We start from the raw sequence: 23,521 nt of genomic DNA, 5'->3' as shown, positions 1-23,521 counted from the left end.
TCATGGTTCAAACCACTGCAGATGCCGGTGCCATCTCGGTCCCGATGTCGAGCATCCTCGATGCGCTCGAAGGCGTGCTGACCGAGGCCGAACGCACGGCCCTGTTCCAGCAGCTGATCGGTCTTCGTCCCTCGGGCGTCGCCCCCGGCGACCTGATCACGGCCGAGCTGTTCAACCAGGTGCTGAGCGACGTCAACGATCTGGCCAAGCGCGTCGCCGTGCTCGAGGGCGCCGGCGACCCCATTCCGCACAAGCCGGTGATCACCCAGATCGTGCCAGGGCTCGTCAAGACCGGGCAGGAATTCACGGTCTTCGGCGAGAACCTCAATGCCAATCTGCTGAGCCGGATCGACGTCGACGACACCAATATCCCGCTCGACCGGATCAAGGACGGCAGCAGCCCGACGCGCCTCGTGCTCGATGCGCCTGCCATTATCGGCCTGCCCCAGGGCGGCGGCACCGTCGTGCTCTCGGTCTCCAACCCGGCCGGCAGCGACCAGGGCAGCTATGTCCAGCTTCCCGGCGTGGCCGCCAATATCCAAGCGACCTTCTCCTTCGTGCTGAAATCGGTGACGCCGAACGAAGCGATCAAGGCCAACAAGGCCTATGATTATACCTTCGAGCTTCAGGTCCAGAGCTCGCACGACGAGAAGTTCGTGGTGTCTCCGCAGGTCAGCGGTCAGGGCTGGAGTGCGGTCAACAAGACGGCAGGGACGATCGACGTCACGCCGGCCTCCGCGCTCAATGCCGTCACCGTTACCCGCGTCGTCACCGTCACCACCGGCCCGAGTGGTACGGGGACGTTGCTGATCAACGTCAATGGCACCAACTTCCCCGACTTCAACGCAAGCTCGCTGCCGACCCAGATCGCGATCGCCGCGCAGCAGGACATCCCGACCGACAAGATCAAGGTCAACACCATCACCGCGATCGGCCCGAATGCGAAATTCGCGAACAATACCCTGTCCATAAAACGGACTCCGCAGGGCGTGCCAGGGACGATCACCCTCTCCGTCCAATATGAATTCCAGCTTGCCGGCACCTTCCAGATCGGCACCCCCGCGGCCAGCCCCAACGCGGATTGGACGGTCGTGCGCAACAGCGCCGCCGCGCTCAATATCGGCGCGCCCGGCGGGACAGGAATGGTCGCGCTCAAGATAACGCCCAAGAGCAACGGCACGCAATTCACTGCCGCCGACGGCCAGTTCGATTTCGTCGTTCAATCAAGCAACGGCGTGGAAAAGCTCCCCTTCTCTGCGCAGCTGCGCATCGTCGACGTGCTTCCCTGAACCCGAAATGTCGGAGTTTCCCGCATCACATCAAGAGGATAAGGCAATGACCGCAACCATTCTCCGCAAGTCCCGCCTGCTCGGCCAGGTCTTTGGACTGGGCGCCCTCTCGCTCCTGCTCGGCGGCTGCCCGGGCGGCGGCGCGGTCGGGGCCAACTACAATGCGAACGAGAAACTCGCTTTCCCGGTCACCAACAGCGCGGTCGCGATCGATGGCATCGCCGGTGCGGCGGAATGGAACAAGAGCTTCAAATTCTACCTTGAAGACGGCGCGTCGACGGCCGCCGCGTTCATGCGCGGCATGTCGGATGCCGAGAATCTGTATCTCTATTTCGAAACCGAGGACACCGGTGGTTTCGACGCCAACGATGCCGTCGTGCTGGCCTTCAATCCCACCAACGCATCGAACGACTATAAGCGGCTGCTGATCTATCCCTGCCAGGATCATCCCTGCATATCCTCGAACTCCGGGGCGGATCCGCATGTGAGCTATGGTTCGGGAAGCGAGTCCGGCGGAGTCGTCACCTGGGGCGCCATCACCGAGGGGCTGCCGCCGGGAGTCACCGTCAAGGCCAATGCCGGGCCAAATGGGATGAACGGCCGCTGGACGGTCGAGATCAAGATCGCCAAGGCGAACTATCCGTTCCTCGCCAACAACTTCTTCGGGATGTTCGCGGATGTGATCGCGACCGACCAGAATCTGGGCGAGGGTTACCAATATACTTGGCCCGCCGGCGGCTATATCGGCGACGACCTCTTTTCTCCGCTTGTCGACGCGAAACTGCCGCTTCCGCGCTGGGGCAACGTCACGCTGGACACCAGCCTGTTCCCGGCCGGCCTGCAGATCACCGGTTTCGGTAATGTCGGTACCGACCCGAGCAAGATTTCGCTGACCGGCAATAACGAGTTCTTCGCGACCGTGGCCAACTCCCCCGCCGGAACCGGCGCGGAACCGGATTCCACCGGAGTCACCGCCACCTTCAAGATCAACAATATCGGGCTGAGCCCGAACTGGGCCTGGACCGACATTCCCTCGACCAGCAATCCCACCAGCCCGCCCGAAACGGTCAAGTCGCGCGAATATATGGCGCTCTCGTCCGGCGACTGGCCGTTGCTGACGACGGGCAATTATCAGGGCTCGGGCATGTCGCAACACGACTTCTTCGCCGCCAATCCGCATCAGTGCGTGCGTGTCGACGTCGCCCATTCGGGTGGCGGATCGCCGATCACGCGCCAGTACAACATGAACTTCGTGACGGTGAACTCGCCGTTCGACGTCGCACCGCAGATCTCGACCGGCGCATGGCGGAAATTCTTTCCGCGCGCGCAGAGCGTTACGTTGCAGGAGCAGTTCCTCAACGGCGGGCGCGGCTTCGAGTGGGAGAGCAGGTTCGAAGGAGCCGAGCCGGCCGGGCCGCATCGCTGGGTGATCAACTCGCTAAAGGACGAAACCCGGATGCTTCGCACCTCGATCCTGGCCGGGCCCTCGCTGAAACTCCCCAGCCAGCAATTCAAGCTGGATCCGGCGGCGATGTCGGCCGGCAAGACCGTGGATATCCCGGTACGTGGCGGCTCGGTAGTGACGCTGCTAACCGACGGCGAAGCCACTATCGGCAAGGCGCGTTACGGTGCGGCCGGCATGACCGAGGAGGCCGCCAAACGCGCCGAAATCAAGGCCGAGGCCGTTCGCGACAGCCTCCGCCCCGGCCTGACGGCGCGGGTCGGCGCCCTGCTCGGTTCGTTCGACGATTTCCGCACGAGTTTCCAGATCGGCACGGGTTCGACGATCTTCGTCCCCTTCAACGCGCAACAATTGCGGCTGCGCTTCGCGAAAGGCGTGCCTTTCTCCGGCGGCGGTTTCGATCTGCAAGTCGTCATGACCGAGGCCAACCCCGTCGCGCTGGACGGCGCTTCGCTCGCGGACATGCGCGCGGCGAAGGGGCCGGTCCTGCTGCCGCTGGGCATGAATCTCCCGATGCATATCGTTCGCGGGACGCTCAACACCGGCATGGGCGTTTCGATCGGGGGCAAGAAGTTTACTGTCGGCGTGCCGATGGGCAGTTACGGCTCGCTGGTGCGCAGCGTACGCGGCTCGGGTCCGGACCGCCCCGATGGCCCGCAGATCAGGCGGCCGCTCGACACGCTGACCGTCCGCCCCGCCCCTGCGGCAACTGCCGTCGCGCCGCGATAAGGCAGGCGGTGCTGCCTCGGCTCTCCCTCGGCGCCGATCTCGCCGTTCACCGCGCGCGCGTCACCGGGTGGCGCGCGTCGCGGGGAGAGGCCGAGCGCTGGCTGGAGGGGGTACGGATCGCGTCGCTCGGGCTCGATCCGGACGAGATTCTCTACGTCCCGCGGCTGCGCGTCCGCGCCCCTGCTTCCGGTATAGGCGCGGCGCGGATGTCCGACCGCATCCTTGCTGAACTGCGCACGGTTCTCGGAGAAGCGGAGACCGGGTGGGGTCGGGGCTTCGTACCCGACCGCCCCTATCGCTTCACCAGCCGCGGCAAATATTCGGCTTGGCTGATCCGCTTGTGGATTGGCGAGAGTTCGACTGCCGCAAGGGAGGCGTTCCGCAGGGCGACTGCACAGGAGAGCCTCGTCGAATGGCAGCGCGCAACGCTGCTCCGGCACGGCCCAGCACTGGTGGCGACGATCGCCCGCCTGGCCGAGATCGGCATGGCCGCCCGCTGGGTCGCCAGCTTCGAACCGGCCGACATCGCCTTGGCGTACCGCGCGATCGAGGCGAGCTTCGCGCTGCGTCTCGCCGTCCCGACCAGAACGGCCCGCGACGCCCAGCCGCTCGATAGCGTCGGACCGCGAACCATCCCCGTCACGGCCCCAGTTGCAGTGCTTCCCGAAGCCGCCACCTGGCTGGTCGAGCATCGCAACGAGTGGCGGGTCCTGCCCGAGCCCGCACGCGCCCTGCTCCTCGCCACGGCGGCGCTCGCACGCAAACCCGCCATCGCATCCCGAGATCCCCAGGCCGTCGCGACGGCGATCCTGGCCGTCGCCGCCGAGCCGGCGCTTCTCACCCCGGAACGCAGGGTTGATGCGGCGACACCACCGCCCGCTGGCGCCCGAGCGCAACCGCGCCGCAATGTCGCGCCCACGCTGCGGCCGAAGCCAGGGCAGGTTCCATCCATGGATTTGCGGCATGCGGCCAGCCCGCGCCCCGACATGGGCGTCAGTCCGCTTCCGGGTGCCTCGAAACACATTGCGGCCTCCCCAAGCGACGCGGTCGTGCAGCACTTCCTCCCGCAGACGGAGATCGCCGCTGAGGCCCGCCATCACATCCGGCAGCCTGCCCTCCCCGCCACGCTCCTCGCGCCCGACGTCCGATTCTCGACGGAGTTCGGTGGCCTGTTGTTCCTGGTGAACGCCTTTGTCGCGCTTGGTCTCTACCCCGATTTCACCCAGCCAAAGGGCAAGCGTCTCGAGCCATCGCCCCTCTGGCTGGCGGACCGTATCGGCCGCTACTGGTTCGGCACGCGCTATCGACGCGATCCGCTTGCCAACTGGATCGCCGCTCACGCCGAAAACGGTCGGCTCCCACGGAACTGGCGCATCGAGCGCGACTGGCTCGCCGGTTTCGAAACATCCGCGCCTCGCCGCCTGACACGTCGCCGCCGCCACACCACCTTGTGGCATCCGGCGGGCTTCCCGCTCGCCGACGGCCGCGAACGCGATCTGCAACCACGAGAGCGTCGCGCCCGCCCCGCTTCGGGCGCACCGGCACGCCTCCCACTGATCGAGCGCTGGCCCGCCTGCCTCGCGCTCTATCTGAACGCCCGCCTCGAGCATCTCACCGGTACCGGCCTGGCGCTCCTCGCCCAGCCTGCCCGCATCGAGACCCGCGACCTCGACCTGCAGGCAGTCTTCGGCCTCGATCGTCACCCGATCGAGCTCCGCCTCGCCGGACTCGACCGCAATCCAGGCTGGCAGCCGGCTGAGGGGCGCTCGATCGCCTTCGCCTTCGAATGACCAAACGATTCGCCTCACTCGCCCCGGGCATCGCGAGCCATTTCCGGCTCACTTTGTTCGGCACGGTTCTGCGCCTCGCCGAGCTGGTTGGACCGAACGATCGGCCGGCCTTCCTCGCCGACTATCTCGACGAATGTGCCGAACTCTGGGGCGGGCCACGCGCGCCCACCGCCGCCGAATGGGCTGATGCCATGGACAGCTGGGCAAGCGCCTCGCCCGGCCTCCCGTTCGCGCGCCTGACGTCCGGCCGCCCGGCGCTGCACCGTCATCTGATCGCGACCATCGCGCTGATCGAGGAAGATCCCGGCTTCGCCCTGCTGGCCGAAGCCGCACCCGGCTTCGCCACCCTGGGCGGCCTTACCGCACTATGGCGCGAGGCCGTTCCCGGCCGCGAGGGCGGCGCGGTGCGCGATCTGCTGCTCGAGATGATCGCCGGCGGTCTCGTCACCGTCACCGATCCCCAGGCGGCGCGTCCCGACTGGCAGTTGCGCCTCGCCAACCCGCTGCTCGACCTGATGTCGGGCGCGCTACCCCGCCTCGACGGCGCGCTGTTCGAACCGTGCGATACCCTCTCCGATCCGCAAGGCTGGGTCGGCGATCCCGATCCCGCCAGCCTCGCTCAAATGCTTGCGGGAAACCGCAGCACCCTGTTGCTGATCCGCGGCCCACGCAGCAACGGCCGGCGCACGTTGCTCCGTACCGCCGCTCGCCGTGCCGGACTGAATGTGCTGACGGTCGCGCCCGCTCTGCTCACCGATCCGGCCTTGTGGCGCACCGCCGGCGCGCTCGCTCACGCCGGCAACGCCCTGATCCTCGCCGAACTCCGGCCTGCGCCGGGCGAGACGATAGAATTGCCCTCGCACCCGCTGTTCGCCGGTCCGGTGGGTGTAGTCACCGGCATGATCGGCGGCGTCCGCGCCGCCGGCACCGCCCCGACCATCATGATCCCGCGCCCCATGCCCGATGCCGCCGTTCGAGCGGCGCAGTGGCGCGCCGTCGGCCTCGCGCCCCTCGCCGCGACGCTCTCCGAGCTCTCGCTCACCTCGGGCAATATTCGCCGCGCGGCCGAAGGCGCAGCCAGCCGCGCGACCCTCGCCGGCCATACCGCCATCGCCCGAGAGGATGTAATCACCGCCCTGCGCGACCTGCGTGACGCCGGCCTCGACGCGCTCGCCACACCGATCGAGAACGGCGCGCCCGAACCGCTCCAGCTCGAAACCCAGGACGCCGCCGAGTTCGACGCGCTGCTCCTGCGCTGTCGCCACCGCGAGGCATTGGGCGAACCCGGCGGCGGACGCGGCGTCCGTGCGCTGTTCGCCGGCCCGAGCGGTACCGGCAAGACGCTCGCCGCGCGCCACATCGCCGCATCGCTCGGCAAGGACCTGTACCGCATCGATCTTGCCGCGACGGTCAGCAAATATATCGGCGAGACCGAAAAGAGCCTCGAACGCGCGCTGTCCGCGGCTGAATCGCTCAATATCGTGCTGCTGCTCGACGAGGGCGACGCCCTGATGGCGCGCCGCACCGACGTCTCCTCGTCCAACGACCGCTACGCCAATCTCGAGACCAACTTCCTGCTCCAGCGGATCGAATCCTTCGACGGCATCCTGGTCGTCACCAGCAACGACGCCGACCGGATCGACCCGGCTTTCTCGCGCCGCATGGACGCTGTGCTCGCCTTTCGCCCGCCCGACGAGATCCGCCGCCACGACATCCTGCGCCAGTTGCTCGGCGAGCACCGCGTGTCGCCGGGGCTGCTCCACGACATCGCCTGCCGCTGCGCGCTGAGCGGCGGCCAGTTGCGCAACGTGGCGATGCACGCCCGGCTACTTGCCTTCGACGCCGGCCTGCCGATCGGCGACGGTGATCTTCGCCACGCAGTGGTGCGCGAATATCGCAAGACCGGCGATTATTGCCCCCTGAAGCTGCCGCTCGCGGCCGTCGGCTGACATGGCCGAAAGCGCGCGCCAGGCGAAGGCCGAAGAGACGCGCAGCACCGTGCGCGCCACCCAGCCGGCCCGTGCGACCGTCGCCCGCTCGGCACTCGACAACAGCCGCTCTACCCTGCTCAGCAAGCGCACCATCCAGCCCTCGATGCGCGTATCGCAGCCCAGCGACGCGGCGGAGGTGGAGGCTGACCGGGTCGCCCGGGCCGTCGTCTCGATGCCGGCGCCCGCGCCAGATGCGACTCATCGCAGTGGGCCGATGCTCCACCGCGCCGCCGCGCCAGTCGCGAAAAAGACCCCGAGAGCCGGCGCCGACCCGGATGTCGAGAAGGAAGTCCGCAAGGCCGCAACCGGCGGCGCCGCGCTGCCCGCCAAGGTCCGCAAGACGCTGGAACCCCGCTTCCGTGCCAGTTTCGCCGGGGTGCGCATCCACACCGACGGCAATGCCGCCAAGCTCTCCGCCAAGCTCGGCGCGCGCGCCTTCACCTTCGGCAACCACATCTTCTTCGGCGGCGGGGCGTATGACCCGAACAGCAAGGGCGGCATGGAGTTGCTCGCGCACGAGCTGACTCACACCATTCAGCAGGGCGAGACGATTCAGCGCAAGGCGGATCCGGCCGCCGAGACCCGTGTGGAGCAGCGCACTGAACGCCAGGCCAGCCGCCTGGGCCTCAGCGACGCGCTCAACTTCTTCGCCGACGCCGCCAATGCCATTCCCGGCTTCCGCATGTTCACCATCCTGATCGGCGTGAACCCGATCAACATGAGCGCGGTCGAAGCGAGCGCCGCCAACATTCTGCGCGCGATCGTCGAGTTCCTGCCCGGCGGCAACGTCATCACCCGCGTGCTCGACAGCTATGGTATCTTCGACAAGGTCGGCGGCTGGATCGAGGGCCAGCTCAAGTCGCTCGGCATCAGCGGCGCCTCGATCAAGGCGGCGATCGACAAGTTCCTCGAATCGCTCAGCTGGAAAGACATCTTCAATCTCAGCGGCGTGTGGGAACGCGCCAAATCGATCTTCACCGATCCGATCAGCAAGATCATCTCCTTTGCCAAGTCGCTGTTCAGCGAGATCCTGCGGATGGTCCGCGAGGCGGTGCTGCGACCGCTCGCCGCCCTCGCCGAAGGGTCGGCCGGCTATCCCCTGCTCAAGGTGGTGATCGGCTTCGATCCGGTGACCGGCGAAGCGGTCCAGCCCACCGCGGAGGCAGTGATCGGCGGCCTGCTCACCCTGGTCGGTCAGGAGGAGCTGTGGGCGAACATCCAGCGCGCCAAGGCGATCCCGCGCGCCTGGGCCTGGTTCAAGGGCGCGATGGGCGGCATCAAGGCGTTGGTCTCCAGCATCCCGAGGCGCTTCATCGCCGCGCTCAAGGGCCTCGAGATCATGGATTTCGTGGTGCTGCCCAGCGCCTTCATCAAGCTCGCCAAGGTGTTCGGCAACTTCATGGTCGATTTCGGCTCATGGGCGCTCGGCACCGTCATCGATCTGCTCAAGATCATCGTCGAGGTCGTGGCACCGGGCGCAATGCCCTACATCGCCAAGGCAGGCGCTGCCTTCAACAAGATCCTCAAGAATCCGGTCGGCTTCGTCCAGACGCTGGTCCGTGCCGGCAAGCTCGGCCTCAACCAGTTCGCCGGCAATTTCCTTACCCATCTCAAGGCGTCGCTGATCGGCTGGCTCACCGGCGCGATGGGCGGTGCCGGGGTCTATATCCCGCAAGGTTTCTCGGCCGGCGAACTCCTGAAATTCGCGCTGTCGGTGCTCGGTCTCACCTGGGGGCATCTCCGGCCGAGACTGGTTGCGCTGAGCAGCGAGACCATCGTCAAGGGGCTCGAAGAAGGCTTCGCGCTGGTCAAGACTCTGGTGAAGGAGGGTCCGGCCGCGGCGTGGCAGCAGCTCGTCGAGACGCTCACCAACCTGAAGGACATGGTCATCGACCAGGTCATGGCGTTCGTGAAAGGCAAGATCGTCGAGGTGGCGATCACCAAGCTGGCGATGATGCTGAGCCCGGCGGGCGCGCTGATCCAGGCGATCATCTCGATCTACAACACCGTCATGTTCTTCATCGAACGGCTGCAGCAGATCGGTCAGGTCGCCGCGAGCTTCATCGATTCGATTGCGACCATCGCCGCGGGCAATATCGGTCCCGCCGCCAACCGCGTCGAGAAGACCATGGCGGGGCTGCTGACGCTGGTCGTCAGTTTCCTCGCCCGGTTCGCCGGGTTCGGCAAGGTCGCCACGGTGGTCAACAATCTGATCGAGAAGGTGCGCGCGCCGATCTTCAAGGCGTTCGACCGTGTCGCGGGCTGGATCATCGCGCAGGCGAAGAAGCTCGGCAAGCTTATCGCCGGCGGCGCAAAGAAGGCCGTCGCTGCCTTTACCAAGCCGGCCGACGGCGAGGTCGGATCACGCGAAAGCTTCAGCGGCGGGGACGAAAGCCACAGCATGTGGGTCGATGTTTCGGGTGGTTCGCCCCGCCTGATGATGGCCAGCGTCACCAAGCCGCTGTCCCAGCATCTGATCGATTTCGGCAAGCGTGCGAAAAACATCAAGGCGAAGAAGAAAAAAAGCGACACGCTGAAATGGATTGCTGACATCACGCCCGATGTCGGTGTCATCGAGCAAAAGGCCGCCAAGGCCGCGCCCTCTTCGACTTTGCCCGTCGCCAAGAAGACCGACCTCGATGCCGAGATCACCAAGCTGGAGAAGAAGATCGCCGACAAGCTCGGCAAGATTCTCGCCAACATGAAGGAGACAGTCCCCGAAAAGGTCGATCCTCCGATCTCGGTGAAGTTCAAGATGGGCGACAAGCTCAACCCGACCGACCACAAGAAGGAATATGACCGGCAATTGCTCATGCAGGAGAGTGCCATCAAGGGCATGACGATCCGGCAATGGATGTCGAACCGGGCGCGCTTCGCGAAGCGTGGTCGCGATCCGCGGTCGGCCGGTGCGCAGCGGAAGGAGCGCGAGGTCATCCAGGTCGCGATCGAAGCGCGCCTCACCAAGCCCGCCAAGAGCCCGACCACCAATCCGAAGCTCGGCGATCACGAGAAGAATGGCATCAAGGCGATCTTTGCGGCCGGAACCGACGACCAGCGCAATAACGGGTTCGGCGCTGTTGCCGCGGCCAATCGTGCCGCCACCTGGATGAGGGGACAGCGAGCGCTCCATTCGCCAGACCAGGTCGGCGGCGGCGAACATGACGACCTGACCGGCATGGGCCTCACCGCAGTCAATTCCAGCATCGGCTCCAACTGGGGCCAGGGCTTGGCCGACAAGCTGGAGGCAGACACCAAGGCATGGCTCGGCGGCACCGGTCCGGGCCGGCCGGTCGACGAAGAATGGTATCATTTCGTCAAGATGGGCGTTTCGCTAAAGCTCTGAGGAGAATTGCCGTGCCCGCACCGTTCGACCCCATCGCAAAATTCGACAAGCAGTTCGGCAAGCCGACCAGCGTGACTGGTTTTGCCGCGGCTGACGAGAAACGGCTCGGAAGGCGCCTTCCGGAAACGCTGTTGAAGCTTTTGCGGCGCGATGGGTTCGCGTCCTATTCGACGCAACTGCTGTGGACATGCGATCCGGACGAGTGGAACGGGCCGGTCGGGCCGTGGCGGCCATCGAAAAAGGCCGAAGTCTTCATGCGATCGTCCTTTGGTCATTTTTTTCTGTGGGACGGGCAATATTGCTGGTTCGCGGACGCGCCAGAGGCGGAGACGACCTTCGCCACGGACGATATCGACTGGTTTCTCGGCAGGTTTCTCAACAAGCCGTTCCTGGATGATCTGGGGCTCGTCCCCGATACCGCCCGGGCTCACAAGGAAGCCGGCGACCTTGCCGAGGACGAGATCTACATGTGGACGCCAGCACTTGCCCTTGGCGGTTCGAAAGCAGAGTCGACGATCGAGAAGTCGCAGGCGAAGCCCGGGCTTGCGCTCCTCGCCGATCTGACCTCGATCTCAATCGAGAAAATCTGACGTTACCGGGCAGGTCGATCACCGCGGTGCTGGGTAATTCTCGCCTTCCCCGGTTCGCTGATTGATCACCCGCATGCGACGATCGGGCCAGATCGACACGTCGAGCGAATAGCCGCCGTCCTCCGCCCCCTCAGGGTTCGCGATGAAGTCGGCCGGCCGGTTCACTTCGGGGCTCTTGGTCGCATAGTGAAGCTGCCACACCACCGGGTGTGACGGCGCCGCCGCGATCGTCTGGAACACGCGCGCATCGCCGCCCTTGGTCGCGCCATTGGCCATCAGCGCGACACGCGGCTGAAGCGCCGCCAACAGTGGCGGCGTGGTGCTCAACTGCGATCCGTGATGCGACACGACCAGCAGGTCGGCGCGGCCTAGCCGGTTGACCGGGCAGACCAGCCCGATCTCCACATCGGCGGTAAGGTCGGCCAGGCTCACGATCCGCGCCTTGCCATAGCTGGCGACGACGCCGATCGAGCGGGGATTCTCCTCGCCGCCATTGCCCATGTCGGGCAGCCTCGGTGCATCGCAACCCGGCGTCGGCCCGCCCGCTCCCTTCAGCGCGCCCGGCACCAGACCGCGATCCGCCGAGACGATATCGAGCGTGAGCGGCCCGACCGTGATCCTGTCGCCCGCCTTCACGCTGCGGTGCTTGCGCCCACCCAGCAGCGCCTCGTAGCGCGCGTAGAGCGATGCCGTCGCGGTCGGCCCCGGCACCGTGCCGGCCGGCGCCAGTTCACGGTTGGGGCCATGGTCGATGATCTCGCCGACCGGCATCGCCGCGAGCAGATCCTGCACGCCCCCGACATGGTCGAGATGGTAGTGGGTGATGATCAGATAATCGATCCGGCTGATCCCCAGCATCTTCGCCGCCGCGGCGATCCGGGTCGCGCTCGATTGATCCACCGGCGTGCCGCGATTCCCGGCCGGCCAACCCGTATCGAGCAGAACCGACTGACCCTGCGGGGTAACGAACAGCGTGCCGCCCCCGCCCTCCATGTCGATCGATACGACACGGAGCGGCTTGGCCGGCGCGGCAACCGCCGGCACTGGCGCTATCGCGGCAAGCAGCAGGGCGATCGCAAGCGCGCGTGCCATCCTGCGATGTCGGGTAATCGTCACAGGGTCATTCCTCTCGGGCCTCCGGTCGCATGGCCGGCATGGCCGGCATGGTTGTTCATCCTACTGCCGCACCATGCACATCACAATCCTTGTATACAACAATGACGCCGTGTTCATGATTGCTGAAACGCGACGACATTCTCTCCAATGTCCCGTACGACCTTGCAAAAAATGCCAATCGTCGTTCCATCCTTTTGCGATACACCTCTTGTCCGTTCAGCGTTGTGCAACCTTGCATACATGAATAGGAGGCAAGGCGCGGCGACAAGCCCCGGGAAGCTGTCCCTCACTGGAGTTCATGTGACAATGCGGATCAAGCGTGGTTTTGCAGCAGGTGCTGCCCTTCTGACCCTTGGGCTCCTGGCGGGCCACAGCCTGTCGGCCCAGCCGCCGGTCGCGATGCCGGATGCCCAGGTTCCCCCGCCTGGCCCGGGCCTGGACCTCATCAACAAGAATTGCAGCGGATGCCACACCACCGCGACGATCTTCTCGCAGCGCAAGAGCGCTGACGACTGGGCCGCCACGGTCCAGCTGATGGTCGATCGCGGCGCCGAGCTGAAGCCCGAAGAGCAGGACGCCGTCATCGACTATCTCACGAAGAACTTCGCCGACTCTCCCGCTGCCCCCAAGGCTGCGGCACCGGCGACCCCCGTTACCTGAAATCAAAAGGGGCGGGTCCGCTCGCGCGGCCCCGCCCCCATCCGTTTCCGCTATTTGCGAACGCCAAGCGCGTAGACCCGCGCATCGTGCGACACGAGATACACCTTGCCTAGTGCCACGACCGGCTGGCTGAAATGGGTCCAGTCCTTGATCGCGTCCTTGCTCGAATAGAGCTGCTTTCCGCTCTCGGCATCGAATGCATAAAGGATCATGTTGCCGACCGGCGTCGATCGGTATTTCGCTGACGCCGCCGTCGCGCTGTTCAGGCGTGATCCGTCCGGCAGGGTCGGGTTCTGCATCGCCTGGCCACCGGTCTGGGTGGCGTAGACCACGCCGTTCGCCACGACGGGCGGATCGGGCATGATCATGTTGCCGGAGATCCATTCCGGGCTCAGCGAGATCTTGTCGCCGTCGTTCACCACCTGGAACGCCATGATGCTGCCATTGGGCGATTCCCCGGCATCGCTCCTGAACGCCGGCGCGAACTTGGAACGCGGGCCCCACATCGGCAGATAGAGGAAGCGCTTGCCCTCGGGATTCTCATAGGTCGTGACCGCACCCCAGACGCCCTGGCTGGGGTCGGTGCCGGCCGCCGCGTCGTTGCCGAGCTGCGGCGACTTGTAGACGAACTGCTGGTGGTTCTTCGCCTGCCCGCCGCCCATGTCGTTGGCGTCGAGCAGATAGAGAATGCCTTCCTTCTGCGCGGTCGCGACCAGGGTCTTGCCGCCGAACGGAAACACCACCGGGCTGGCCGAACCCGCCAGATCGTGCGCGAAGATATATTTGAAATTCTCCGGCGTGAACGAATCCGCCACGCGCGTCGCCTTGGGCGTCAGCTTCATGATCGTGTCGCCCCAGCTTCCCGCCGGCGGATCGTACAGCCCGTCCGAGGTCTGGAAGATCACCGTGTTGCCCGGCCCGCGCGCGAGCCCGCCACGGCCCCAGGGACCAGCCGGCCGACCGCCGCTGGTGTAAAAGCGGGTGAGCTCCGGCCTAGCCAGGTCGCGCACATCGACCGCGGTGACGGCGGACGGATCGGTCATGACCGGAGGCCCGGCCGGAGCCGCCGCCGCCGCCGCGTTCCGCCGCACGATCGGCGCGACCGCCGATGCCATGGCTGACCGCGGATCCTGCACTTCGCCACAGGCGCGGCCGCTGGTGGTGTAGACGATGTCGTCGATCAGGTTCAGGCTCCAGGCGCGCGTGAAAGGCGCCACCATCTCGATCGGCGCCATCTTCTCGGCGCCGTCGCCCAGGCTCAGCGCGCGCAGCTTGCCGTCGCTCGAAATGAAGAAGATCAGGCCACGCGCCTTGTCGACCACCGGGGTCGCGTTCGCCGTGTTCGGGCAGAGCCAGGTGGCGTTCTTCTTCGCCGTGATCGGGTTCGGGAAACTCTTCTGCCACAGTGCCGCGCCGCTATCGGCATCGAGCGCGAACAGCGTGTCGTCGGCGCCGAGCAGGTAGATGACGTTCTTGGCGCCCTGCGGCGTCTCGACGCTGGCGGCGATGATCGGCGACGTCAGCGTCGACAACACCACGTCGGTAACCGGTGTCGAAAGCTTGGTGCTCCATTGCAGCTTCAGCTTCGCCACATTCTTCTTGTCGAGGGTCTTTTCGCCCCGGTTCCACGCGCTCCGCTCCTGGTCATACCCCCAGGTCGTCCAGTCGTTCGCCGCCTCCGCTGCGGCTGCAACGGGCGCCGCCTGTTGCGCCTGCGCTCCGGCGGGAACGGCAAGCGCGGCGATCATGACCGGAACGAGCGGAAGATATTTTCTGGACATCGCTGCCTCTTGTGACGGGTGAAACACGCCGTGAGAAGGAGTCCCTCAGGGCGACGCGAAACGCTCACCGGCGGCCTCTCCATCCGGTATACATGTTTTGATGAGGCACCCGGTTTTTGATGTCAATGTTGTTGTCCGAAGACCCGTTTCGTGGATTCCGGAACCTGATTTTTCGTACCGCACCTGAAAATGAGAGCGGTAACGGTTAGCGCTCGCAGCTAGCCCGGGTGGCATGATATGTTTTTGATAAACAATAGGATATAGCACCACAAATGGCGACAAATCCGGGGATTTGACCGCACCTTGTGGCCCTAAAACCACACTATTTCATCCCGTTCCGAAAGCTCGAACACGTGTGTTGACGCCTCACTTTCGGGATGTATACAAGATTCGCGAACAGGCCGAATCCGGTCAAATCCAGGTAGGGGATGCACGTTGTCGAAGGTATTGATGAATCTCGCCCGTGGTGGATCGAAGATGGCGCTGGGCACTGCCCTGTGCATCGCCGCCATGCCGGCCTGGGCGCAGATGGCGCCGGGCGCGGAGGCGACCCAGGTGACGCCGGCGGCACCGCTCCCCGCCGCCGATGACGAGAGCGCCGCAGAACCCCAGCAGGACATCGTCGTCACGGGTACCAGCATCCGCGGCGTCGCGCCGATCGGGTCGAACCTCGTCGCGGTCGGCGCGGAAGCGCTGCATGACACCGGTGCACAGACCGTCACCGGCGCGCTCGCCTCGGTCCCGTCGCTCAGCGGCATCACCGGCCAGGGCAACACCTCGGCTTTCTATCAGCCCAGCATCCACCAGCTCGGCGCCAGCGCCAGCAACTCCACCCTGGTGCTGATCGACGGCCATCGCGGCCCGACGGGCGGCACCAACCATACGTTCCTCGATCCCAACATCGTGCCCAACATCATGCTGGAGCGCGTCGAGGTCCTCGCCGAGGGCGCGTCTTCGGTCTATGGGTCGGACGCTGTCGCCGGCGTCATCAACTTCATCACCCGCAAGCGCTTCGACGGCGTTCAGGCCGAAGGTTCGGTCACCCTGCGCAATGGCACGACCGGCTATCAGGCGGGCCTGCTCGCCGGCCAGACCTGGGATCGCGGCTGGGCCGTGATCGGCGCGCAGTACAGCTATCAGGACAATCTGCGGAACGCCGACCGCGACTTCACCAATCCGAACCATATCCCGCAGGGTGGCACCAGTTTCCTGACCCGCAGTTGCTCGCCGGCCGGCGTCCAGCCCAACGGCGCGGGCGGCATCTATTACGGGCCCTATACGGGCACGGCGCAGCCAAATGCCGCGGCTAGCTACCCCTGCACGAGCTGGGGCGTGACTGACCTTGTCGGCAAGGAAGAGCGCCAGAGCGTGATGGGCAAGGTCAGCTTCGATGTTACCGACAAGCTGACGATCGGCCTCGACCTGCTCTATGCCCGCCGCCGCAACGATACGCTGCAGGGCGCCGGCACTGTCCAGGCCACCGTCTTCCGCACTGGCGCGCAGGCGAACCCCTTCTATGTCAACCCGACCGGCGTTACCGGCGCCGCGGCCGACAAGCAGACCGTCACCTGGGATGCGACCGATCTGGTCGGCCCGGCCCATGGCCGCTCCGATTCCGACTCGATGTATGCCAACTTCACGGCGGCCTACGAGATCACTGACGACTGGCATGCGGACTTCCTCGCCAGTGTCGGCCGCGACGAGAGCACGACCTACACCACTGGCGCGATCAACAGCAGCGTCGCCAACCTGGCGCTGAACGGCACCACCAATGGCGCTGGCTCGCTAACCCAGATCTCGATCCCCGGCACCACCACCATCGTCACGCAATTGCCCCTGACGGCGGACAATGCGCTCGACGTCTGGAACCCGGCCGGCCCGACCAACCGCACGTCGGCGGCGACGATCGCGCGGCTGCTCGACAACGCCAACCGTCTCCGCGCGACCAGCGGCTATCAGCAGATCCGCGCCAGCGCGAGCGGCTCGCTGTTCGATCTGCCAGGCGGTCCCGTCAAGATTGCGTTCGGCGCCGAGCTGCTCAAGACTCAGCTCAGCCAGCTGGTGACGCGCGCCAACAACAGCGGCCCGGCCTCGCTCGGCTCGCAGCAGCTGTTCTTCCCGTTCGATCGCACCGTCTATTCGGGTTTCGTCGAGTTGAACGTGCCGATCGTTTCGCCGGAGATGGATACGTTCATCCGCCGCTTCGATATCTCGCTCGCCGGCCGCTACGATCATTATGACGATTTCGGCGAAACGACGAACCCGAAGATCGGCTTCAACCTCGAGCCGATCCAGGGCCTGCGCTTCCGCGGCAACTGGTCGACCTCGTTCGTGGCACCGCCGCTGACGATCATCGGCGACAAGTTCGGCGCCTTCGGCACTGCCGGCTGGAACACCCAGACCAACAACATCTCGGTGCCGACCGCCGCCTATCCCGACGTCGTCAAGATCCTGCCGGGCTGCGCCGGCCAGGCATTGTGCAACATCAGCACGCTGCAGGGCATCCAGAACACCACCGGCGACCCCAATGCCGGTCCGCAGGAAGGCAGCGGCTGGTCGCTCGGCTTCGATGTCGAGCCCTCGCTCGTCCCCGGTCTCCATGCCGCCTTCACCTATTGGAACACCGAGTTCACCGGTGGCGTGACCGGTCCGCAGCTCGCCAACGTGATCAACACGGCGTCGGCGCAGTATCTGCTGACCTTCTACCCGAGCTGCGCCACCCCGGCGCAGATCGCGGCGGTGACGCAGGGCATTCCGCAGACCAACGTGACCGCGGCGTGCACCAGCTACATCTTCCACACGCTCAACACGAACTGGCTGAACCTGGACATCTCGGGCATCGATTACCAGATCGACTATGACTACCGCACCGACAGCGCCGGCACGTTCAGCATCGGTCTTTCGGGCACGGAGTTCACCAAGTTCGATCAGTCCTTCGGCTCCGGCCCGAAGTACAGCGTGCTCAACACCGCAGGCAACAACGGCACCTTCCCGTCGCTGAAGCGCAAGGCGCGTGCGTATCTCGGCTGGGCTGGCGGTGCCTTCTCGGCGCGCCTGTTCGCCAACTATACCGGCGGCTTCCGCAACTGGTCGTCGAGCACGGTAGCGCCGCTGACGCGCGACGCCAATGGCAACCCCAACGGCGGCGGCGACAAGGTGAAGGCACAGACCACGTTCGATCTGAACATGGCCTATGAGTTCAAGGGCGGCTTCCTGGACGGCTCGCGCCTCTCGGTCTCCGGCCTCAACATCTTCGATCAGGACCCGCCCTTCTACAATACCGGGGCCGGCTATTACAGCCTGATCCACAACCCGTTCGGCCGTACCGTCACGGTCGCGCTGAAAGTGAAGTTCTAAGCGACCGCCCTCATGGCCCGCCTTCCCGATCCGGGGAGGCGGGCTTTTTTTGCTCTCCGGCTCTCGCGGAGTGAGGGAAGGTCCACGGAACCACGCTGTAGGGGCTTCGGCTCCATGCTATTGAAGGCCCCCGCGCCGGCACGGTGCAACAAGGTGGATAGATGCTGAAAATCGGGTTCCTGGGCCTTGCCCTGCTTTCCACCACGGCCCTGGCGCAGGACGGCACCGACTGGCCCACCTATGGGCACGACAAGGGCGCGATGCGCCACTCGCCGCTCGCCCAGATCACGCCCGCCAATGTGAACGACCTGCAGATCGCCTGGGTCTATCGGATGAAGCCGGCCAATACCGAGGCGGCAACCGATATGGGCGAAGCTGCCCGCCGCGCCGCCGAAGGGGCCGGCGCCCAGCGCGCCTCGCAATTCGCCGGTTCGGAGATGACCCCGCTGGTCGTCGGCAACCGCATGTATATCTCCACCCCCTATTCCCGCGTCGCCGCGCTCGACGCGACCACGGGCAAGGAAATCTGGGTCCGCGAGATTCCCGGCCCCGGCCAGCCCTCGCTGCGCGGCGTCGAATATTGGGCCGGCGACGGCAGGACTGGCCCGCGCATCTTCTTCGGCACGCGCGACGGCCGGCTGATCGGCCTCGACGCCGCCACCGGCGCCTATGCGCCCGGCTTCGGCGAGAAGGGCGTCGTCAATCTGAAGACCGACGAGATCATGAACGGGTCGCCCGCCGCGCAATATGGCATGACGACCCCGCCGATCGTCTTCAGGAACCTGATCATCACCGGCTCCTCGGTGCAGGAGAACCCGGCGCTCGGCGCGCGCGGCGACGTCCGCGCCTGGGATGCGCGCACCGGCAAGCTCGTCTGGACCTTCCACACCGTGCCCCGCAAGGGCGAGCTCGGTTACGACAGCTGGGCGCCGGGCAGTACGGAGAAGCGCTCGGGCGTCAATGTCTGGGGCTTCATGAGCCTCGATGCGAAGCGTGGCATCGTCTACCTGCCGATCGGCGCACCCACGCATGATCGGTATGGCGGTGACCGCCACGGCGACAATCTGTTTGGCACGTCGCTGGTCGCGGCCGATGCGGCCACCGGCAAATATCTCTGGCACTTCCAGGTCGTGCACCATGACATCTGGGACATCGATCTCGAATCCGCGCCCCTGCTGTTCGACGCGAAGGTCGGCGGCAAGACCGTGCCCGCCGTCGCGGTCGTGGCGAAGAACGCGCTGCTGTTCATGCTGAACCGGGTCACCGGCAAGCCGATCCACCCGGTCGAGGAGCGCCCCGTCCCGGCCAGCACTGTGCCGGGCGAGCGCGCCGCCCCTACCCAGCCCTTCCCGGTCACCCCGCCGCTGGCGCGCACCACTTTCTCGATCGAGAAGGACATCGCCGATGTCACGCCCGAGCTGAAGAACTGGTGCGAGACCTGGATCAGGACCAACAACATGGCAGAGGGCGTGCAGTATCAGCCCATGCTGCCCGATCGCCCGCTGATCGTCTTCCCGGGCACCGAAGGCGGCTCCAACTGGGGCGGCGCGACCTTCGATCCAAAGACGGGCTATATCCTAGTCAACACCAATAATTTCGGCCAGGTCACCACCATGGTGAAGACCGACGGCCCGGTCGCCTGGATGCCCGGCGGCGTCGGCGGTCGTTTCCAGCAGCCCGGCACCGGCCTGATGTGCCAGCGCCCGCCCTGGGGCCAGCTCAGCGCGGTCGACAGCAGGACCGGCAGGATCGTCTGGCAGAGCACGCTGGGCGTCACCGACAGCCTGCCCGAGGGCAAGCGCGACACTGGGCGCCACGGCACCGGCGGCGCGATCACCACGGCTGGCGGCCTGCTGTTCATCGGTTCCACCGACGATTCCCGCTTCCGTGCCTTCGAGATCGGGACCGGCAAGGAAGTCTGGACTCACAAGCTCGAGGCGTCGGCCCATGCCACGCCGATCTCCTATCGCGGCACTGACGGCCGGCAATATGTCGCGGTGGTCTCGACCGGCGGCAGCTATCACAACAGCCCGCGCACCAGCGACGCGCTGACGGCGTTCGCGCTGCCGAAGGCGCTTGCCCGCTGACGGCTGAGGCGCGGCGATTCAACGGCGCGAGATTTTGGTGCAGCCTTCCGGACATCCGGGGTGACTCGCACCCTGGCTGCTTTTTCTCATGCTCGACAGGTTGGAAATTTTTCGTTCGCCGCAGCGGAAAAACAGCCCCTGTTTCGGCCCCGATCGATGCTTTTTCGCAGCCTGTTTTCCGCTGTCATGCCGTAACAGGGAAAATCGACCCTAACTCCTTGTAAATTCAACGCTTATTTGTCTTGAAAATCCAACGTTACAGCGGAAGGAAAAATGTCGGCCGCGTGGCGACCGAAAATGGGCGAAATGCCTCCGAAACCGGTTGGAAAGCCGCGCTGCTGTCTTGCCGGTGTAACCGGATCGGCGTACCGCCTGCGAACAAGTCGCAAAAAGCGGCAACGCGTAAAGGGGTCTCAGGAAGGATGTACGATGAGTCCCGTTATAGCTGTGCCTGCCCCATCCATGACAGCGGCGATTCTTGAGGCAGTGCGAAGCTGGCGCGTCGCGCGCGACACGGGTAATTCGATCCAGCCTGCCCTGTACGCGCCGCTCGAAACGCGGGGTTACGGCCTGCTCGCCCCGGTGCTTGATGGCCTGCTGACGCTGTTCGAGGCAGCGTCCCGCCGTCGCTTCGATGCCGGCGCACCGTCGGACAGCGCGATCACGCACGACGAGCACCGGCTGCTCGATTTGCTCGAGGGCGATGACGTGGCACCGCCGACCGATCAGCTTCGCCCCGATCTCGTCGCGGCGCTGCGGGTTGCGGTGCGCTCCTGCCGGATCATGCTGCGCTCGATGATCCGCCCGGAGACCGCCGCGCTCGCCTGACGTCGCTTCGCGCGTGCATCCGCCCGCCGATCCCGATAGGTTTCGGCGACCAACAAACGGGAGAGATGCATGCGGGCCCTCGTCACTGTCAGCCTGATCGGCGCGGTCGCGCTGTCCTGCGTCCAACTCTCGGCGCAAACCACGCCGGCGCCCGCCGCGAAGCCGCCGGTCGGCCAGGGCGAGAATGGCGACTGGGCGTTCATCAACCGCTATCGCGAGGCGAACCAGCCGCTGCTTGCCGCCGCCGATCCGAAACGCGTCGTGTTCATGGGCGATTCGATCACCCAGGGCTGGGCCGAGCAGCCCTTCATCAAGGGCAATGCCCATTTCGTGGGCCGCGGCATCTCCGGCCAGACCACGCCGCAGATGCTTGTCCGCTTCCGCAGCGACGTGGTCGCGCTCAAGCCGGCGGTCGTCCACATCATGGCCGGCACCAATGACGTCGCGCAGAATACCGGCCCGACCACGCCCGAGGAGACCGAAGGCTATGTCGCCGGCATGGTCGAGATCGCGCGTGCCAATGGTATCAAGGTCGTGCTCGCCTCGATCCCGCCCGCGATCGAATTTCCCTGGCGCCCGGGCCTCGAGCCCGCGCCGAAAATCAGGGCGCTGAATGCCTGGCTAAAGGACTATGCCGCGCGAAAGCACGTGGTCTATGTCGACTACTGGCCCGCTATCGCCACGCCGGAGGGCGGGATGAAACCGGGTTACGCGCATGACGGCGTCCATCCCAATGCCGAGGCCTTTGCCGCGATGGCCCCACTCGCCCAGGCCGCGATCGACAAGGCAATGCGAACACGATGACCCAACCACACCGTTCGTCCTGAGCTTGTCGAAGGACTGTTCTTTCTTTCGTCCGGCAAGAGAAAGAGCAGGGCTTCGACAAGCTCAGCCCGAACGGAATTGGGTGGCTGCTACGGCGCCTTCCATCCGATCTGCCGGTCGGCCCAGGCGATGAAATATTTCATGTTCGGCGCATCGGTGTGCCCGCCGTCATGCTGGCGCCAGGCGAGTTGCCCATCGAGCATGTCGGTCAGCACCGGCGGCTTTTGCGCGGTACGATAATCGTTACCGAGTCCAAGGTCCTTCGCGCCGAGCAAGGTCCATGCCTGCCCTGCCGCAACGGTCGCCATATAGCTCCCCGCCTGGTCGAGCCAGTTGGCGTCGCCCTTCTCCGGCACGCCATAGCTGATGAAGGTCGGCCGCGGTGCGCACAGCGCGATCAGCTGATGCGCATCGACCGGGATGTCGCCTGGCGTCTTCGCCCCGAACGTCGCCTTGGACGCGCCATATTTCAGGAAGTTGCCGGCCATCCAGTGATAGCCGCCAGTGCCCGTGAGGTTCTCGACCGCCTCGCCGAAATTGCGGCGGTGCGGCTTGGCCCCGCCCTCGCCCGACGATCCGACCAATACCATCGCGAACCGCTGGTCGAACGCCATGGTGATCAGCGCAGCCTTGCCGTAACGCGACACGCCTTCGATCCCGACTCGCTTCGCGTCCACCGCCGGCACCGTCTCGAGATAATCGAGCGCCCGGCTCGCACCCCAGCCCCAGGCCCGGAGCGCACCCCAATCCTCAGGCTTGCGCGGATGGCCCTTGTTGGTCAGCCCGATGATCCCGCTGCGCAGCCCGGCGCCATTGTCGCCCTGGATGCTCCCCGTATCGACCAGCGCGACGCCCCAGCCGGCGGCGATCAGGTCGGAGATGCGACCGTCGCTCGGCGGCGCCGGAAAGAAGCTAGGCGGACTGACGAAGACGAACCCGGGATGCGCCTGGAACGCCGCGGCCAGTGAGGGGTCGCGCGCGACGAGATCGGCCTTCATCGCCGCATCGATCCTGGCCGCCTCGTCGGCGGTCGGCTGGCTCGGCGCCGGATAGCGCGCCGCGCCGAACATGATCAGCACCGGCACCGGTTTGGTGGTCTCGGCCGGCAGCACCAGGGTCATCCGGATGCCGACCTCGATCGCCGGATAGGCGCTGTTGTCGACCCGGCCGATCAGTTGCTTCGCGACGATACGCTTGCCGCTGATATACTCATTGTCGGTGCTCGCGACCGACCAGCTGACCTTGGGCACATTGGCCGGAATGCGCCCGACCACCTCGCGCTCGAACGCCTCGACGATCTCGGGCCGGCGCTGCTTCCACCAGCCATCCGCGGTGGTGACCTTCCTGCCATTGTTCAGCGTGAGGATCTCGGGCCAGTCGGGAAAAGGGTTCGCCTTGGCGGGATCGTAATTGGCCGGGTTAGGCCCATCGGGCTGGCCGCTATGGCCGGGGCGCAGGGTCTTGATGCCGAGCTGGTCCATCATGTTCTGATGGTCCTGCTCCGCGGTCCACGGCGTCACCGCTCCCTGTTGCGGCACGCCTTGCTGCGAGAGGGCCGGCGTCGATCCGCACATCGCCACGCCGGACAGCATGGCGAGAGCGCAACACGAGCGCAGCAACGCGATTTTCATGGCAATCCCCTCCTGGGTGGACGCCTGCGCGCCTCACATCCT

At 65.8% G+C, this 23,521-nt stretch carries 14 protein-coding genes; 11 read left to right on the top strand and 3 right to left on the bottom strand.

Translation table 11 applies throughout. The annotated features are described in order from the left end of the window. The first annotated feature begins 2 nt into the window (after window positions 1-2). The 6 genes from AC1DX5_RS03440 to AC1DX5_RS03415 are packed head-to-tail and all read left to right on the top strand — an operon-like array spanning window position 3 to window position 11,194. Window positions 3-1,289 (top strand): hypothetical protein, encoded by a 1,287-nt coding sequence (locus tag AC1DX5_RS03440; protein ID WP_465173298.1) that lies wholly within the window; start codon window positions 3-5, stop codon window positions 1,287-1,289. 46 nt (window positions 1,290-1,335) lie between these two features. Next, window positions 1,336-3,480 (top strand): hypothetical protein, encoded by a 2,145-nt coding sequence (locus AC1DX5_RS03435; protein ID WP_478014185.1) that lies wholly within the window; start codon window positions 1,336-1,338, stop codon window positions 3,478-3,480. A gap of 8 nt (window positions 3,481-3,488) precedes the next feature. Beyond that, window positions 3,489-5,270: a hypothetical protein gene (locus tag AC1DX5_RS03430; RefSeq protein ID WP_478014183.1), complete on the top strand. Its 1,782-nt coding sequence runs from the start codon at window positions 3,489-3,491 to the stop codon at window positions 5,268-5,270. Further along, window positions 5,267-7,219, top strand: coding sequence for an ATP-binding protein (locus AC1DX5_RS03425; RefSeq protein ID WP_478014181.1), 1,953 nt, complete (start codon window positions 5,267-5,269; stop codon window positions 7,217-7,219). The genes AC1DX5_RS03430 and AC1DX5_RS03425 overlap by 4 nt, the downstream gene beginning before the upstream one ends. 1 nt (window position 7,220) lies before the next feature. Next, complete coding sequence (locus AC1DX5_RS03420) at window positions 7,221-10,604, top strand: eCIS core domain-containing protein (protein ID WP_478014179.1); 3,384 nt, start codon at window positions 7,221-7,223, stop codon at window positions 10,602-10,604. Further along, window positions 10,520-11,194, top strand: coding sequence for a GAD-like domain-containing protein (locus tag AC1DX5_RS03415; RefSeq protein ID WP_465173293.1), 675 nt, complete (start codon window positions 10,520-10,522; stop codon window positions 11,192-11,194). Before AC1DX5_RS03420 ends, AC1DX5_RS03415 begins: the two co-directional genes overlap by 85 nt. Window positions 11,195-11,212: 18 nt before the next feature. On the opposite strand, the gene AC1DX5_RS03410 is transcribed toward AC1DX5_RS03415, so the two are convergent. Then, window positions 11,213-12,310, bottom strand: a complete 1,098-nt coding sequence (locus AC1DX5_RS03410) for a ComEC/Rec2 family competence protein (protein WP_478014177.1) — start codon at window positions 12,308-12,310, stop codon at window positions 11,213-11,215. 306 nt (window positions 12,311-12,616) lie between these two features. Here AC1DX5_RS03410 and AC1DX5_RS03405 point away from each other — a divergent pair, with 306 nt between their 5' ends. Further along, window positions 12,617-12,970: a c-type cytochrome gene (locus tag AC1DX5_RS03405; protein WP_478014345.1), complete on the top strand. Its 354-nt coding sequence runs from the start codon at window positions 12,617-12,619 to the stop codon at window positions 12,968-12,970. Between the two features lie 50 nt (window positions 12,971-13,020). On the opposite strand, the gene AC1DX5_RS03400 is transcribed toward AC1DX5_RS03405, so the two are convergent. Continuing rightward, on the bottom strand, window positions 13,021-14,751 hold the full coding sequence (locus AC1DX5_RS03400) for an outer membrane protein assembly factor BamB family protein (RefSeq protein ID WP_478014175.1): 1,731 nt from the start codon (window positions 14,749-14,751) through the stop codon (window positions 13,021-13,023). A gap of 435 nt (window positions 14,752-15,186) precedes the next feature. Between AC1DX5_RS03400 and AC1DX5_RS03395 the strand changes: the two genes are divergently transcribed. The 4 genes from AC1DX5_RS03395 (at window position 15,187) to AC1DX5_RS03380 (ending at window position 21,827) form a co-directional block, all read left to right on the top strand. Further along, window positions 15,187-18,108: a TonB-dependent receptor domain-containing protein gene (locus AC1DX5_RS03395; RefSeq protein WP_478014173.1), complete on the top strand. Its 2,922-nt coding sequence runs from the start codon at window positions 15,187-15,189 to the stop codon at window positions 18,106-18,108. Window positions 18,109-18,269: 161 nt separating this feature from the next. Then, window positions 18,270-20,195 (top strand): pyrroloquinoline quinone-dependent dehydrogenase, encoded by a 1,926-nt coding sequence (locus AC1DX5_RS03390; RefSeq protein WP_478014172.1) that lies wholly within the window; start codon window positions 18,270-18,272, stop codon window positions 20,193-20,195. 462 nt (window positions 20,196-20,657) lie between these two features. Next, window positions 20,658-21,023 (top strand): hypothetical protein, encoded by a 366-nt coding sequence (locus AC1DX5_RS03385; RefSeq protein ID WP_465173287.1) that lies wholly within the window; start codon window positions 20,658-20,660, stop codon window positions 21,021-21,023. Window positions 21,024-21,092: 69 nt separating this feature from the next. Next, window positions 21,093-21,827: a GDSL-type esterase/lipase family protein gene (locus AC1DX5_RS03380; protein WP_465176671.1), complete on the top strand. Its 735-nt coding sequence runs from the start codon at window positions 21,093-21,095 to the stop codon at window positions 21,825-21,827. Between the two features lie 110 nt (window positions 21,828-21,937). Here AC1DX5_RS03380 and AC1DX5_RS03375 read toward each other — a convergent pair whose 3' ends face one another. Then, window positions 21,938-23,479, bottom strand: coding sequence for a glucuronyl esterase domain-containing protein (locus AC1DX5_RS03375; RefSeq protein WP_478014171.1), 1,542 nt, complete (start codon window positions 23,477-23,479; stop codon window positions 21,938-21,940). Window positions 23,480-23,521 lie beyond the last annotated feature (42 nt).

The organism is Sphingomonas sp. P2_B6 (assembly GCF_056404755.1).
This window is presented reverse-complemented; position numbering and strand designations above follow the sequence as displayed.

Bases quoted from the DNA above. Each gene is read 5' to 3' on its own strand.
- AC1DX5_RS03435 (WP_478014185.1), top strand. From the start codon at position 1,336: ATGACCGCAACCATTCTCCGCAAGTCCCGCCTGCTCGGCCAGGTCTTT.
- AC1DX5_RS03400 (WP_478014175.1), bottom strand. From the start codon at position 14,751: ATGTCCAGAAAATATCTTCCGCTCGTTCCGGTCATGATCGCCGCGCTT.
- AC1DX5_RS03440 (WP_465173298.1), top strand. From the start codon at position 3: ATGGTTCAAACCACTGCAGATGCCGGTGCCATCTCGGTCCCGATGTCG.
- AC1DX5_RS03415 (WP_465173293.1), top strand. From the start codon at position 10,520: ATGGCTCGGCGGCACCGGTCCGGGCCGGCCGGTCGACGAAGAATGGTA.
- AC1DX5_RS03385 (WP_465173287.1), top strand. From the start codon at position 20,658: ATGACAGCGGCGATTCTTGAGGCAGTGCGAAGCTGGCGCGTCGCGCGC.
- AC1DX5_RS03380 (WP_465176671.1), top strand. From the start codon at position 21,093: ATGCGGGCCCTCGTCACTGTCAGCCTGATCGGCGCGGTCGCGCTGTCC.
- AC1DX5_RS03425 (WP_478014181.1), top strand. From the start codon at position 5,267: ATGACCAAACGATTCGCCTCACTCGCCCCGGGCATCGCGAGCCATTTC.
- AC1DX5_RS03375 (WP_478014171.1), bottom strand. From the start codon at position 23,479: ATGAAAATCGCGTTGCTGCGCTCGTGTTGCGCTCTCGCCATGCTGTCC.
- AC1DX5_RS03390 (WP_478014172.1), top strand. From the start codon at position 18,270: ATGCTGAAAATCGGGTTCCTGGGCCTTGCCCTGCTTTCCACCACGGCC.
- AC1DX5_RS03420 (WP_478014179.1), top strand. From the start codon at position 7,221: ATGGCCGAAAGCGCGCGCCAGGCGAAGGCCGAAGAGACGCGCAGCACC.
- AC1DX5_RS03405 (WP_478014345.1), top strand. From the start codon at position 12,617: ATGCGGATCAAGCGTGGTTTTGCAGCAGGTGCTGCCCTTCTGACCCTT.